A 14,225-nucleotide genomic window follows, 5' to 3' on the forward strand; every position below is an offset into this window, starting at 1 on the left:
GGACATCTTTCTCCATCATTACGAGGTGTTTTCCCGTCATTGCGAGGAACGAAGCAATCTACTATCGTATCTATAATATACTAATTTATTTATAGTAACAATGATTTAATCATATTAGCTATCTAAAAATTACCATTTATGGTACAATCTACTTATGAAGTTATTAAAAAGATTAAAGCAACTTGGAGCAGTACCTTTCACGCATTCTACATTATTGAATTATTTGAGCGGTTATAAAAATCCCAATGACAAAATAAAGCAGATGATAAAAAATGAAGAGCTTATAAGGATAAAACAATCTTTATATGTACTAGGAGATATATATAATGAAAAAAGCGCTTCTAAAGAACTTTTGGCAAATATTATTTATGGGCCCTCATACATATCTATGGATTATGCTTTGTCTTTTTATGGACTTATTCCAGAAAGAGTTTATGAGATAACATCTGTAACAACTAAAATGTTAAAAAGTTATGAAACTCCTTTTGGAAGATTTACCTATATAAAATCTCCCGTTAATTTATACGCACAAGGTATCACTATTTATCAAAACAAAGACAAAACAACATTTATGATAGCAACTGTAGAGAAAGCCTTATGCGACAAAATAATTTTTACTAAAAATCTTGGCATAACATCTGTTAAAGCAATGCGTGAGTATTTAGAAGATGATTTACGAGTAGACTTAGATGACTTAAAAGAGTTTAGTTTAAGTACAATTGAAAAGTGTATACAATGTGGTTATAAAGTTAAAACTTTACAGTTATTGTATAAAACCATAGAAAAAGTACAGGCTTATTAATATGCTAGAACAAATGCTAAAAAAATACAGTATAAAAAGTGATGAAGACTATTACAATGCACTCAGAGAGATACTACAAGAGGTTGCATTGGCTGGACTTTATCGTGGTGGGTTTTTCCAAAGAGCTGCTTTTTATGGCGGAACCGCTCTAAGAAGTTTCTATAAACTTGATAGATACTCAGAAGGTTTAGATTTTTCTCTTTTGGAACCACAAAATGATTTTAAATTAGATCCCTATTTTAAAGCTGTTAAAGATGAGTTTGAAGCATTGGGAATTCAAATTACTATTGATAGCAAAATTAAAACTAAAAAATCAGATATTGAATCAGCTTTTCTAAAAAGTAATACAGATGTCCATGTACTATCATTAACAACACCAATTAAACTAAATAGACAAATTAAGATAAAATTTGAAGTTAATACGAATCCTCCGTTAGGGTTTGATACAGAAGAAAAGCTTTTATTGCAACCATTTTCATTTTATGTTAAATGCTTTGCTTCAAAAGATTTGTACGCTGGAAAAATGCATGCTCTTTTATTTAGAAATTGGAAAAAGCGTGTAAAAGGACGAGATTGGTATGATTTTGAGTGGTATGTAAAAAATAATTTTATTTTAAACTTAGATCATTTAACTATTAGAGCCAAGCAAAGTAATAATTTAAATGGTAAAGAATATTTTACAAAGGAACTATTTTTAAAAACTTTAAAAGAAAAAATAGATACTCTTGATATCAAAAGTGCTAAGGTAGATATAAAGAGATTTATATCTGATGAAAAAGTCCTTGATATCTGGTCAAAAGATTATTTTAAATTATTAGCAGATAGAATCCAGTTTTGAAGAGTGAGATTACATAAAGTAAGTAGACTGCCGCGCTTCGCTCGCAGTGACGAATGGATTAGAACTTGAAGAATTGACAACAGCTAATATAATAGATATAATACTACAAATAAACTGTTAAGAGCTAATATGTTAAACTTAAATATTTCAACGCCGCCTCTGATTTTAAATGAAATAAGAATTAAATATAAAGAAAAAAGACTTGAGTGTGATTTGACTCAAGAAGGTTTATCTACTAAAAGTGGTGTAAGCTTGGGAAGTCTGAAGCGATTTGAAACTACTGGGCAAATCTCACTTGAATCTCTTTTAAAACTCTCTCTGATATTGGAGTGTTTAGATGATTTTAATTATTTAGCAAATCCTAAGAAAAAAGTGCCTGATTCTATAGATGAGTTGATGAAACAAAAGCACATAAAAAAAAGAGGTAGTATAAAGTGATAAAAACTGTCATTGTATATCTTAATGGTGTTTATGATAAACAAATGGTTGGAAGACTTGCTTTAAAAGATAGAACTATATATTTTGAATATGATAAAGAATTTTTAAAAAAGGGTATAGAACTCTCCCCTTATAAACTACCACTAAAGTCTGGAGTTCATTCTTGTGATGACAATATCTTTGAAGGACTTTTTGGAGTATTTGCTGATAGTTTGCCAGATGGTTGGGGAAAATTACTGCTTGATAGATATCTTATGGAAAAAGGCATAGGCTTTAGAGATATAACACCACTTGATAGGTTAAGCTATATTGGTGAATATGGAATCGGTGCATTGAGTTATGAACCTATATTTGAAAAGTTGCCAATAGTTAAAGATAAGGTAGTATTGGACAAATTAGCAGATGCATCGCAAAAAATACTTAAAGGCAGTGATATTGAGCTATTGGATACACTTTTAAGTATCGGTGGTTCAAGTGCAGGGGCAAGACCAAAAGCTATGATACAGATAAACTCAAAAGATGAAATAATACATGGAAGTCAAAAGCTTTATGAAGGCTATGAACATTATATAGTTAAATTTCCAAGTGCATCTGATGAGAGTGAAGTTGGTAAATTGGAATATATCTATTCTCTTATGGCAAAAGATGCCAATATTAATATACCTGATACAAAACTATTAAAGGGTGAAACAAATAGTTATTTTGCAATAAAAAGATTTGATAGGATAAAAGACAGTAGAGTGCATATACATTCAGTAGCTGCACTTGTGCATAGTGATTTTAGATTACCTTGTTTGGATTATGATGATTTGCTGACTCTTACACTTCATCTTACAAAAGATGTAAATGAACAACTGCGTATGTTTCGTTTAGCTGTATTCAATTTTTTTACACATAATCGTGATGATCATGCTAAAAACTTTTCATTTTTACTCGATGGAGTAAATTGGCATCTTAGTCCAGCCTATGATTTGACTTTTTCTTTTGGACCAGGAGGAGAACATAGTACTACTTATCTGGGTGAAGGAAAAAATCCAACTAGAGTACATCTAAAAAAGTTAGCAGATAAGCATAGCATCAAAGATGGTGAAAAAATAATTAATGAGATAGAAGAAGTAGTGAGTAAATTTAAATACTATGCTAAAGAGGTAGGATTATCAAAAAGATCTATTAATAAATATATGACAATTTGCAATAAAAATTGAAAAATATTTAATTTCATTATATACTGCTTTAAATTAAAAAAGGAGTTGAAATGAAAATTTTAGCAATGGTTATTTTGGGGTTTAGTTTATTGTTTAGTGCTGTAGATATTAATACAGCAAACAAGAAAGAGTTAAGCGGATTAAATGGAATTGGCGCTAAAAAAGCTGATTTAATAATTAAATATAGAAGTGTTAGCTGCTTTAAAAATGTTGATGAACTTGTGAAGGTAAAAGGTATTGGCAAAAAATTTCTTGAAAAAAATAAAGATAACTTAACTGCAAGTAATTGTAAAAAATAAAGATTTCTTTTATTTGTGGAACACGTTAAACAATAACATGTCCCACAAACTTACTCATATTGTCCATAATCTCTGAGCCTTTTCTAAAACTTAGTCCACAAGACTCATAGGCGAAGAAAACACCGGCTTGGTATTTTGCTCCTTCTTCATCTTTATTGAAATCTACATACTCTTGATAGACTTTTTTGTAGTTATCATAAGGTCCTTCAATTTGCTCAACTATTTTGCCATTGGCATCTATGATTTTAGTATTGGCACCTTCTCTGCCAAATACAGCTTTTTCAACTTGTTTAATACCCTCTAAAGGCTCAAAAGATGTTTTTAGTAGATATGGGCTATCTGGAAACAAATCACTCATAATCTTCATTATACCTTTTGACTGAAAGAGTAGGGTATAAGCTGGATTTAGTATGATGGCTTTTTGGTTTTGCACGATAGTGTTAAGTGTTGTTGCTAGTTCTGGCTCACCACTTCCAATATCTTCCCATGGAAATAGTTTAAACCAGTATTCATACTGATTGTCATTAGCATCAAAGATTCCATTTTCATCAAAGTTTACATTTTGCAGGTACTCAAAGCCTGTGTTAAAACCTGCATCTGTAGCCATTTGCTGTAGAAGTCTTGTTGTAGCTTCTTCTTCATCATTACCCTCTACAGATGAGAAAAGTATCTTCCATCCATCATAACGCTCTTCAAATAGCGCTTCATCATCATCTAAAGTTACAAGTCTTTTAAAGTTTTGACTGATGGATTCATAGACATTGTTAAACTGCTTCTTTTCATCCATATCATTTTGTTTAAGTAGAGCCCATTGAAGAAGTGTAGTCTCAAAAAGAGAGGTCGGCGTGTCAGCATTGAACTCTATAAGTTTAATAGGTTTAGCGTCAATGCCACCCGCTAAATCAAAACGACCATATATATGCCAGTGAACATCATTTTCCCAGCTTTTTTTGATTGTCTCAATTAGGTTAAAAGGAATTCCAAGTTCAAAAAAAAGATTGTTTTGTATAACATACTCAGCCGCTTCAACGAACATATCGTATATTTCATTTCCAGCCTCATAGTAAGCCTCAGCCTCTTTTTGTGTAACTTCTACTACTTCATCATTTATGTATTTTGTACCATCACTGTCTGTGTGCCAAGTAAAGCCTAACTCTTCAAGTGTAGCATCATCTAGTGGGTTTATTTTTTGTAGTTTAATCATCCGCTGTAACTTCTGCTTCCATAAGATGATCTTTTTGAGTTGCTACCAAAAAAGCTTTTTTTCGAACTTGAACTCCTAGATGCTCTTGAGGCTGCTGAACGACTGTAAGCACTTTTATTTACACTACTCGAACGCTTAGAAAAGTTTTTATTGTTCATTAGTGCATTACCAATCATATTTCCAAGAAGTGAACCTGCAGCAACTGCTAGAATAGTTCCAGCTAAACCCATTCCTGCACTGCTATCTCCACTTTGTACTGTTTCAGATGTCCCTTTTTGAACTTTTTGATACTCTTGTTGGGCCAAAGCTTTCATCTCAGCTTCGTTCATAAAGCGCTCAATTGTGTTACCGTTAACATCTTTTTCACGTATGATGGCTCTACTAGGACCCTCAGTTGGCATCTCTTCAACTACGATGTATTTACCATTAGTTTGTTGCTCTATAACTAAAAAACGGTTTTGTTGCTCTTTTTGTTGAGCTTCACAGCCACTAAGAACACTCATCATAATTACACCGGCACTACCTAGTGCAACACCACCTGCTATACTTGAAATATGCTTCATTTAATCAAATCCTTTTTATTTAGAAATATTATTTTTTTAAGTTCATAATCATGAAATGTTATTTTAGTTCTTCCGTTGTAATAAACATCGCCTCTGTAAACGTACTTTCTGTTTTTGTATGTAACATCTTTTTTCATAAACATCATTTCACCAAGACCATGACCAATAGTCGGTATAAGAGTTGAAAGTGATAGTATAGACAATAATCCAATTACAATAAAGCTTAATTTTGTGTTATTGATATAATTAAATATAAACCCAATAACTACACTCGAGAGAGCAAAAAAATAAATATTTTGATTATCTGCAAATAAGATATTGTAATATAAATCAATTTCATAAAAATCTATGTAGTTGTTTTTTATACCTAAAAATATAAAAAAATCTAAAATAAATGTGAAAAAAATACCAGTTAAAAATGCTTGAATAAGTTTTATCATCTTATCTTTTTCCTTTTTTTATGATTGATTTTATAAAGAGAAGATGAGCTGTTTTGGCTTAATCTCTCTTTATTTTCTATTATTATATCAGCTTTTTCTACACAAAAGTCTCTATCAAAATTTTTACCAGACTCATTTGCAGAAGTAGAGTAGTGCCAAGATGAATCTTTTAGTATTTGTGAGTCTAGAGATACATCTGCTACTCTAAAAGCTCTATTTTTTACAATAAAAGTAGTTTTTTTTGATCTACGTATATTGTTTTTATATTTGTCTGGAATTCTATGTCCAGATGCTAGAAGTGTTTTAAAGTTTTTATATACCTTGATAAAAGGCTTGGAAGGTTTTCTAGACTTTATCTCTTGTAACTTTTTATCATCTTGAGATAATAAACCGACAGTAGTGTCGGTTTGAGTTAAAATTACGCTCACGTTTAAGCGAGAAAGTCTTGTAAAGCTTGAGACGCTGACCATGAGCCATCACCCATTTCATCAAGTGCTAAGATAAGAGCTCTTGCTGCACTAAGTGTTGTGAAGTATGGGATACTTTTTCTTAAAACTTCTTGACGAATTACTACTGCATCTTTTTTGGAAGTATTGTTGTCTGAAGTATTAATTGCCATTGCAATCTCATCATTTTTCATACTGTCTTCTATGTTAGGACGACCTTCAGAAATCTTAAAAATACGCTCACAAGGAATGCCGGCTTCTTCTATAATGGACTGAGTACCTTTAGTCGCTACAAGTTTAAATCCATGTCTATGAAGTCCGCTTGCAATTTCTGCAGCGTGTTGTTTGTCTGTATCAACAAAAGATAAGAAACAAGTTCCCTCTGTAGGGATTTTATTTCCAGCTGAAAGTTGAGCTTTTGCAAAACTTACACCAAAGTTTGAACTAATACCCATTACTTCACCAGTTGATTTCATCTCAGGGCTTAGTACTAAGTCAGCACCGTAAAGTTTATGGAAAGGAAAAACTGCTTCTTTAACAGAAACATGCCCTTTAAGTTTTGGTTTTAAAAGCCCATTTACTTCTTGAACTATGTCATATTTGTCATAATACTCTAGTGCACTTCTTAGTGTTTCGCCAACCATTACTCTAGTTGCAACTTTTGCCAAAGGCATACCAGTCGCTTTAGATACAAAAGGAACAGTTCTTGAGGCTCTAGGATTAACCTCGATTAGGTATATCTCATCTTGAAAGATTGCATACTGAACATTCATAAGACCTACAACACCAAGACCAAGTGCTATGGTTTTAGTCTGTTGTTCTACTTTTTCAATCATCTCATCAGATAGGTTTACAGGAGGAAGTGAACATGCACTGTCTCCAGAGTGAATACCAGCTTCTTCAATGTGTTGCATAACAGAACCGATATAAACTTCTTTCCCATCACAGATAGCATCTACGTCTAACTCAATTGCCTGATCTAAGAACTTGTCTATGAGAACTGGAGCCTCATTAGATACTGAGATAGCAAGAGCCATATATTCGTTTAGTTCTTCATGGCTATAAACTATTTTCATACCTCGACCACCAAGAACAAAAGATGGACGAACAAGAACTGGAAAGCCAAGTTTCTCAGCAATAGGTTCAGCCTCTTCTTTTTTACGTGCCAAACCATTTGCAGGTTGTTTAAGTCCGTGTGAGATTACAAAGTTAGAAAACTGTTCCCTATCTTCAGCAAGATCAATTACGGCAGAAGTAGTTCCTATGATGTTAGCACCTATTTTAGTAAGCCCATCTGCAAGTTTTAGTGGAGTCTGTCCACCAAAATGAACAATGATTCCATCTGGTTGCTCGTTTTCTATAACTTCTCTAACATGCTCAAAATCAATCGGTTCAAAGTAAAGTACATCGGAAGTATCATAATCAGTTGAAACTGTCTCAGGATTACAGTTGTACATAATACACTCAATATCCATCTCTTTAAGTGCAAAGGCAGCGTGAACACAACAGTAATCAAACTCAATACCTTGACCGATTCTATTTGGTCCACCACCTAGAATTAAAACTTTCTTCTTATCACTAACTCTATTTTTAGCAGTTGGAGAAGCTGTAATATTTGTAGTAGAGTAGAGGTATGGAGTAAGAGCTTTAAACTCAGCTGCACAAGTATCCACTTCATTAAACTCTAAAGATACACCTAACTCTTTTCTCTTTTCATAAACTTCCATCTCACTAACATTTTGGTTTGAGTTTACTGCTATGAGTTGAGAGATTCTTTTATCTGAAAAACCATCAACCTTGATGCTTCTCATAAACTCTGCATCAAAAAGGATTTTATCTGTAATAGTTGTCTCAGAGTGAAGAAGTTCTTCTAGTTGGTAAAGAAACCATGGGTCGATTTGACAAGTTTCAAACATCTCCTCTACACTCATACCACGACGAAAACCCTCAGCTACATAAAGAAGACGGTCAGCATTTGGACGGCGGATTTCATGTTTAATAAAAGCGTCATCAGCATCTATAGGCTCAAGCCCACAAAGACCAGTTTCAAGTGAACAAAGAGCTTTTTGTAGTGACTCTTTAAATGTTCTACCGATAGCCATAACTTCACCAACTGACTTCATACTTGTACTTAATGTATTTACTGCTTCTGGGAATTTCTCAAACGTAAAGCGAGGTATCTTGGTTACAACGTAGTCAATTACCGGCTCAAATGATGCAGGAGTTCCTGTAATATCATTTGTGATTTCATCAAGCGTATAGCCGATAGCTAAAAGAGTTGCAACTTTTGCAATAGGGTAACCAGTAGCTTTAGAAGCAAGGGCGGAAGAGCGAGATACACGAGGATTCATCTCGATAACAATCATTCTACCGGTTTTAGGACAAATTGAAAATTGAACATTTGATCCACCGGTGTCAACACCAATCTCTCTTAGAATATCAAAAGATGCATTACGCATTCTTTGGTACTCTTTGTCAGTTAGAGTAAGGGCAGGAGCCACAGTGATACTATCACCGGTGTGAACACCCATCGGGTCAAAGTTCTCAATTGCACAGACGATAATACAGTTGTCCGCTTTATCACGGATAACTTCCATCTCATACTCTTTCCAACCAAGCATAGATTCCATAATTTCAATTTCATTTACAGGAGATGCAGAGATGCCTTCTTGGGCTAGTTTCTTAAACTCTTCCATGTTATATGCTACACCAGAACCACCACCTGCAAGTGTAAAAGAAGCTCTACTAATTACTGGAAAACCAATCTTTTTAACTACTTCAACAGCCTCTTCAACACTGTATGCATTTTCACTTTTTGGTAAATCCATACCAATTTTTATCATAGCCTCATTAAAAGCTGAACGGTCTTCACCTTTGTGAATAGCTTCAGGAGTCGCACCTAAAAATTCTATCCCTTCTAACATCCCTTTTTCATACATGCTAGTAGCTACATTAAGAGCAGTCTGTCCACCCATAGTTGGAAGGACAGCATCTACATTTTCTTTTTTTATAATACGTGCTATTACATCTTCTGTGATAGGCTCTATATATGTTCTATCAGCAAATTCTGGGTCTGTCATAATAGTTGCAGGATTAGAGTTGATAAGAACTACCCGATATCCTTGCTCTTTTAGAGTTTTAACAGCTTGAGTTCCTGAGTAGTCGAATTCACAAGCTTGACCGATGATAATCGGACCTGAACCTATAAGTAAAATAGTGTTAATGTCGGTGCGTTTTGGCATTCTTTACCTTCTGAAATATGTATAAAATAAATTTTTTTATTATAGACAAAAAGCACTTAATATTTGATGAGATGCACTAGATTCTTAATTTGTAGGAGCACATATTTTGGAAAAATATGTAGCCCAAAAAATTAAAGTGAATGAAGATATTATGTATGTAGCACTAATATTCAAAAGTATATATAAGAGACAATAATCCTGAATAAATGTAATCATCATCTACAATGGGGCTTCCAGTAGCTTCTTTTGAGAGTTTATCGACTCTTAGATTTATAAGTGCAGATAAATTTTTTGTAACAGGGTATTGAATATATGTTTGTGCTCCAATTTGTAATCCATCATTAGCAATATACTCTTTTCTTGATCCTAGTTCTTCGCTCTTTTTAACTCCATAGTAATAATTTAAAAAATCACTAGACTGGTAGGTAAAAATTAGACTAGGATAGAGTGAAAAATTGGCAAATTCAAAATCGTAACCAACTTCTGTTTTAAGTATCCAAGACTCGTGTCTATCTAGTATATCAGTCAAAGCCATAATCTCTATATATGCTTTATCACTCTTAGCACCAAATGCTAACCCACCTTCCCATGAACTTTTTCTCTCATCCATTCCCTCTATATCAGAAGCTTTATAACCATATACTCTAGGCTGCACAGTTAGAGAAAACCCCCAAGAATAATCTTCTTGTTTGTCTCCTAAAAAATATATTCCAGCTCTAGACCATCTTACATATGCAATACCGTTATCAAAGAAGATTACAGGGGATGGAAGTGCCATGTCGTCAACATCTTTATATGGTTGAGTTTGAATATATGGACCAGCACCAATTGTGATTTTCTGTTTTTTTTCTTCAGCTTGAAGGCTTAAAAAAATCAATATTAAAATTAGTAAATATTTCATTTAACTCTCTTTATCATATGAAAATAGCTTGGATCATTAGATTCGTAGTAAGGTTCTATAATAGCATTTTGATAACCTTGAGATTTTTTTACTGATAAGACACGTCCAACTTTTAAGCCTTTAAAAAAGACTTTATCAAGTCCAGATGTAATAACTTCATCACCCTCTTCTATTTTAAACCAAGCAGGGATAAACTTTACAACTAAATTTTTTGCATTGTTTCCATGAGCGATACCTGGAGCTCTTTTCTTTCCTACAAAAACTGCATATGAGCTCTGAATATCTCTATTTAACAGTCCCAGAGCTTTCCCATTTTGAGGCACAACAATACCTGCTACAAGTTCATTATAGGTAAGTCCATAAATTTTAGATGAATTGTAGTCGTTTGCCTCTATCCAAATTCTGTTTAAATCTCCAAACTTCTCATAAGATATTGTTCTTACAAGTTCTATTTTTGGGTTTGCTTGCAGCCCAGAATTATTAGCTTTAAAAAGATCATTAATCTCAGATGCCATTTGTTGCATAACAAGGTGATTGTTTTCATATTTATGTAGTTTTTCTTTTAGTAAAGAGATAGAGTCAGCTTGAAATATATGTTTGTCAATATTGTCTTGAATAAATTCTGTGGAGTTATGATAGTTCGATTTTATGTAGTTAAGAGCTGAAATCAATGGCCCTTGAATATTGTTTGTGTAGTATAATGCACCCACGAAGAGTGCGATGAAAAGTGAAAAAAAGCCGAGTAGCTCTTTATTCATTTTCGAAAAGTTCTTGTAGTAAGTCTATCTCTTCGAGTGCACGTCCAGTTCCTCTTGCAACCGCCAAAAGAGGCTCATCAGCAACATAAACAGGGACTTTAACGATATCTGATAAATATTTATCAAGTTGGCGAATAAGAGCACCACCACCAGTTAAGATAATACCATGATTTACAATATCACCTGATAAATCAGGTGGCATCTTCTCTATAACTTCTCGTAGTGCTTCAGAAATCTCTTTTAATGGATCTTTCATAGCTTCTCTAGCATCTTCACTTGTTAGCTCTACTGAACTTAAAAGACCCTCAACCTGGTCTCTACCATTAACAATCATAGTAAGTTCTTTACTTAAAGTAACGGCTGTACCAATGTTGATTTTTATCTCTTCGGCTGTTCTCTCTCCAATAAGCAAGTTGTATTTTTTCTTAACATAATCAACTATACCTTTATCAAGTTTATCTCCGGCTGTTCTTATAGATTTAGATAAAACAAGTCCACCAAGTGAAACAACACCAATTTCAGTAGTACCACCACCGATATCAACAACTAAGTTTCCTTGAGGCTCTCGGATGTCTATTCCTGCACCAATTGCAGCAGCCATTGGTTCTTCTATAAGAAAAACTTCACGAGCACCTGCACTCAGAGCTGACTCTCTTACGGCTTTTCTCTCAACCTGAGTCAAACCATAAGGTACACATATGATAATCCTAGGACTAATAAGAGAACTTCTTCCATGCGCTTTTTCAATGAACTTTCTTATCATCTTCTCTGTCATATCAAAGTCGGCGATAACACCATCTTTCATTGGACGAATAGCTTTAATGTTTCCTGGTGTTTTACCAACCATCTCTTTAGCTTCGCGACCAACTGCTAGAACTCTTTGATGACCATATTTTTCAGTTTTTACAGCAACAACTGAGGGTTCATTGATAATAATTCCACGACCTTTTGCAATTACAATTGTATTTGCTGTTCCTAAGTCGATTGATAAATCATTTGAAAAAAGCCCTATTAGTTTGTTAAATATCATCTTTATTACCTTATGCTATTTTTTTTGTTGATTTTTTAATATATACCGGACTTTCATTACCTTCAATTACTTCTTTAGTAATTAAAACTTCATAACCGGCGTATTCAGGAAGTTCATACATAATGTCAATCATATTTTCTTCTAATATTGCACGAAGACCACGAGCCCCTGTTTTTCTTTTTATTGATTTAGTTGCAATAGCTTTTAGTGCGTCTTCTTCAAAGTTAAGTTCAACATCATCAATAGAAAATAGTTTTTTATACTGGTTAATAAGAGAGTTTTTTGGCTCAGTCAAGATGCGAACCATATCTTCTTCACTAATCTCATTTAATGAAGCAATAATCGGTAGACGACCTACCAACTCCGGAATAAGACCATATGAGATTAAGTCGTCAGGTTCAACCATATCATAAGTCATTTTTTGTTCATCTTTACTTTTTTTATCATGACCAAAACCTAAAATATTATCACCTTGTTTTCTTTTAAGTATTTCATCAAGACCATCAAAAGCACCACCACAGATAAATAATATATTTGTAGTGTCAATAGTAGTGAACTCTTGGTTTGGATGTTTTCTTCCACCTTTTGGCGGAATATTTACTTCAGCACCCTCTACAATTTTAAGAAGAGCTTGCTGAACACCTTCCCCTGAAACATCTCTTGTGATAGAGCGATTTTCACTCATACGAGATACTTTATCAACTTCATCAATAAATACAATACCTTGTTGTGCTCTCTTTACATCTCCATCAGCTGATTGAATAAGTTTTGTTAAAATATTTTCAACATCTTCACCAACATATCCTGCTTCAGTTAGACTGGTTGCATCTGCAATAGCAATTGGAACATTTAAAACTCTGGCAATTGTTTGAGCCATAAGAGTTTTACCACTTCCTGTTGGACCTATTAGTAAAACATTTGATTTTGCAATCTCTGTATCATCATCAACAATATTTTTTGTTTTGAAGATTCTTTTGTAATGGTTATATACAGCTACACTAAGAAGTTTTCTAGCTCTTTCTTGACCAATGATATAATCACCTAAGAAGTTGTTTAACTCCTTTGGAGTCATAAGATTGTTTACTGCTTCAAGAAGTTCATCTTCATTTGCACTTTCGCTCTCTTTTTCATCACCAAACATTATCTTATATGCTGAAATAACACAATTTTTACAAATATATACACCATTTCCAGCTATTAATGGGTTTTCTTCACTCTCACTTGCATCACAAAAACTACAGTGTCTATGAATCATATATATCTCCTTTTAGTCATCTGATTTTTTTCTTTCAAAAGGTATTCCTCTTTTTGTTTTTAGAACAAAATTACAAAGATCATTTACATAATGATTTTGAGTATTTTCTAGAAGTAGACTAGCACTTTCTTTAAGGGGCTTTCCTGATTCAAAAAGTTCTCTATAAGCAGATTTTAGTTCATCTATATCATCTCTATTTAGGTTTCTTCTAAGTCCTGTAAGATTTAGACCTCTAAGAGAAGCGCGGTTACCCTCAGCCATACAAAATGGAGGTACATCTTGAGCAAGTGCTGAAGCTCCGCCAACCATCGCATAATCACCAATATGTACAAACTGATGAATGGGAGTCATTCCGCCGATAACAGCATAATCACCAACTTCAACGTGTCCCGCTAAAGTTGCAGCATTTGCTAAGATACAGTGATTTCCAATGATAACATCATGACCAAGGTGTACATAACCCATAAAAAGATTATGATTACCAATGATAGTTTTACCACCACCACCTTTTGTCCCTGGATTAAAGAGCGTAAACTCTCTTATCTTGTTGTAATCTCCGATAATAAGCTCAACTTCTTCACCTGCAAATTTCAAATCTTGGGGAATTGAACCAATTACAGCATGTGAAAAAATAGTATTATTCTTTCCGATAGTTGTTTTGCCATAGATACAAGAATTTTGAGCTATCTTAGTACCATCACCAATATTGGCTTCACCAGAGATGAAACAAAAGGCACCTATCTCAACATTTTTACCTATAACTGCACCATCTTCAATGATTGCCTGTGGGGAAATTTTACTCAT

The 14,225-nt window shown here is 33.6% G+C and carries 15 protein-coding genes; 5 read left to right on the forward strand and 10 right to left on the reverse strand.

The annotated features are described in order from the left end of the window. Positions 1–154 precede the first annotated feature (154 nt). From ACLHDE_RS03865 to ACLHDE_RS03885, 5 genes are all read left to right on the forward strand, one after another. A complete protein-coding gene (locus tag ACLHDE_RS03865; protein WP_415397898.1) occupies positions 155–802 on the forward strand; it encodes a type IV toxin-antitoxin system AbiEi family antitoxin domain-containing protein in 648 nt (215 codons plus the stop codon). Between the two features lies 1 nt (position 803). Next, complete coding sequence (locus tag ACLHDE_RS03870; protein WP_415397899.1) at positions 804–1,640, forward strand: nucleotidyl transferase AbiEii/AbiGii toxin family protein; 837 nt, start codon at positions 804–806, stop codon at positions 1,638–1,640. A 129-nt stretch (positions 1,641–1,769) separates the two neighbouring features. Further along, positions 1,770–2,078: a helix-turn-helix domain-containing protein gene (locus tag ACLHDE_RS03875; RefSeq protein WP_415397900.1), complete on the forward strand. Its 309-nt coding sequence runs from the start codon at positions 1,770–1,772 to the stop codon at positions 2,076–2,078. Continuing rightward, a complete protein-coding gene (locus ACLHDE_RS03880; RefSeq protein ID WP_415397901.1) occupies positions 2,075–3,283 on the forward strand; it encodes a type II toxin-antitoxin system HipA family toxin in 1,209 nt (402 codons plus the stop codon). Before ACLHDE_RS03875 ends, ACLHDE_RS03880 begins: the two co-directional genes overlap by 4 nt. Before the next feature lie 50 nt (positions 3,284–3,333). Continuing rightward, positions 3,334–3,582 carry a ComEA family DNA-binding protein gene (locus ACLHDE_RS03885; protein ID WP_415397902.1) on the forward strand — a complete coding sequence of 83 codons (249 nt, stop codon included), beginning with the start codon at positions 3,334–3,336 and terminating at the stop codon, positions 3,580–3,582. 25 nt (positions 3,583–3,607) lie between these two features. Here ACLHDE_RS03885 and ACLHDE_RS03890 read toward each other — a convergent pair whose 3' ends face one another. From ACLHDE_RS03890 to lpxA, 10 genes are all read right to left on the reverse strand, one after another. After that, complete coding sequence (locus ACLHDE_RS03890; protein WP_415397903.1) at positions 3,608–4,786, reverse strand: glutathionylspermidine synthase family protein; 1,179 nt, start codon at positions 4,784–4,786, stop codon at positions 3,608–3,610. Further along, on the reverse strand, positions 4,783–5,349 hold the full coding sequence (locus tag ACLHDE_RS03895) for a hypothetical protein (protein ID WP_415397904.1): 567 nt from the start codon (positions 5,347–5,349) through the stop codon (positions 4,783–4,785). The genes ACLHDE_RS03890 and ACLHDE_RS03895 overlap by 4 nt, the downstream gene beginning before the upstream one ends. Next, the gene (locus tag ACLHDE_RS03900) at positions 5,346–5,789 is read right to left on the reverse strand and encodes a hypothetical protein (RefSeq protein ID WP_415397905.1); all 444 of its coding nucleotides are present in this window, start codon (positions 5,787–5,789) and stop codon (positions 5,346–5,348) included. The genes ACLHDE_RS03895 and ACLHDE_RS03900 overlap by 4 nt, the downstream gene beginning before the upstream one ends. Then, a complete protein-coding gene (locus tag ACLHDE_RS03905) occupies positions 5,786–6,217 on the reverse strand; it encodes a hypothetical protein (RefSeq protein WP_415397906.1) in 432 nt (143 codons plus the stop codon). Before ACLHDE_RS03905 ends, ACLHDE_RS03900 begins: the two co-directional genes overlap by 4 nt. A gap of 2 nt (positions 6,218–6,219) precedes the next feature. Continuing rightward, positions 6,220–9,477: a carbamoyl-phosphate synthase large subunit gene (gene carB, locus ACLHDE_RS03910; RefSeq protein WP_415397907.1), complete on the reverse strand. Its 3,258-nt coding sequence runs from the start codon at positions 9,475–9,477 to the stop codon at positions 6,220–6,222. Positions 9,478–9,640: 163 nt separating this feature from the next. Next, positions 9,641–10,378: a MipA/OmpV family protein gene (locus ACLHDE_RS03915; protein ID WP_415397908.1), complete on the reverse strand. Its 738-nt coding sequence runs from the start codon at positions 10,376–10,378 to the stop codon at positions 9,641–9,643. Continuing rightward, the gene (gene mreC, locus ACLHDE_RS03920) at positions 10,375–11,136 is read right to left on the reverse strand and encodes a rod shape-determining protein MreC (protein WP_415397909.1); all 762 of its coding nucleotides are present in this window, start codon (positions 11,134–11,136) and stop codon (positions 10,375–10,377) included. Before mreC ends, ACLHDE_RS03915 begins: the two co-directional genes overlap by 4 nt. Continuing rightward, positions 11,129–12,166: a rod shape-determining protein gene (locus tag ACLHDE_RS03925; RefSeq protein WP_415397910.1), complete on the reverse strand. Its 1,038-nt coding sequence runs from the start codon at positions 12,164–12,166 to the stop codon at positions 11,129–11,131. The genes mreC and ACLHDE_RS03925 overlap by 8 nt, the downstream gene beginning before the upstream one ends. A 10-nt stretch (positions 12,167–12,176) precedes the next feature. Then, entirely contained in the window at positions 12,177–13,421 is a 1,245-nt protein-coding gene (clpX, locus tag ACLHDE_RS03930; RefSeq protein ID WP_415397911.1) for an ATP-dependent Clp protease ATP-binding subunit ClpX, read from the reverse strand. A gap of 12 nt (positions 13,422–13,433) precedes the next feature. Next, entirely contained in the window at positions 13,434–14,225 is a 792-nt protein-coding gene (gene lpxA / locus ACLHDE_RS03935) for an acyl-ACP--UDP-N-acetylglucosamine O-acyltransferase (RefSeq protein ID WP_415397912.1), read from the reverse strand.

This window comes from Sulfurimonas iocasae, from assembly GCF_047716755.1.
Lineage (GTDB): Bacteria > Campylobacterota > Campylobacteria > Campylobacterales > Sulfurimonadaceae > Sulfurimonas.

Bases quoted from the DNA above. Each gene is read 5' to 3' on its own strand.
- mreC (WP_415397909.1), bottom strand. From the start codon at position 11,136: ATGAATAAAGAGCTACTCGGCTTTTTTTCACTTTTCATCGCACTCTTC.
- clpX (WP_415397911.1), bottom strand. From the start codon at position 13,421: ATGATTCATAGACACTGTAGTTTTTGTGATGCAAGTGAGAGTGAAGAA.
- lpxA (WP_415397912.1), bottom strand. From the start codon at position 14,225: ATGAGTAAAATTTCCCCACAGGCAATCATTGAAGATGGTGCAGTTATA.
- ACLHDE_RS03895 (WP_415397904.1), bottom strand. From the start codon at position 5,349: ATGAAGCATATTTCAAGTATAGCAGGTGGTGTTGCACTAGGTAGTGCC.
- ACLHDE_RS03915 (WP_415397908.1), bottom strand. From the start codon at position 10,378: ATGAAATATTTACTAATTTTAATATTGATTTTTTTAAGCCTTCAAGCT.
- ACLHDE_RS03900 (WP_415397905.1), bottom strand. From the start codon at position 5,789: ATGATAAAACTTATTCAAGCATTTTTAACTGGTATTTTTTTCACATTT.
- carB (WP_415397907.1), bottom strand. From the start codon at position 9,477: ATGCCAAAACGCACCGACATTAACACTATTTTACTTATAGGTTCAGGT.
- ACLHDE_RS03865 (WP_415397898.1), top strand. From the start codon at position 155: ATGAAGTTATTAAAAAGATTAAAGCAACTTGGAGCAGTACCTTTCACG.
- ACLHDE_RS03925 (WP_415397910.1), bottom strand. From the start codon at position 12,166: ATGATATTTAACAAACTAATAGGGCTTTTTTCAAATGATTTATCAATC.
- ACLHDE_RS03885 (WP_415397902.1), top strand. From the start codon at position 3,334: ATGAAAATTTTAGCAATGGTTATTTTGGGGTTTAGTTTATTGTTTAGT.
- ACLHDE_RS03870 (WP_415397899.1), top strand. From the start codon at position 804: ATGCTAGAACAAATGCTAAAAAAATACAGTATAAAAAGTGATGAAGAC.
- ACLHDE_RS03890 (WP_415397903.1), bottom strand. From the start codon at position 4,786: ATGATTAAACTACAAAAAATAAACCCACTAGATGATGCTACACTTGAA.
- ACLHDE_RS03875 (WP_415397900.1), top strand. From the start codon at position 1,770: ATGTTAAACTTAAATATTTCAACGCCGCCTCTGATTTTAAATGAAATA.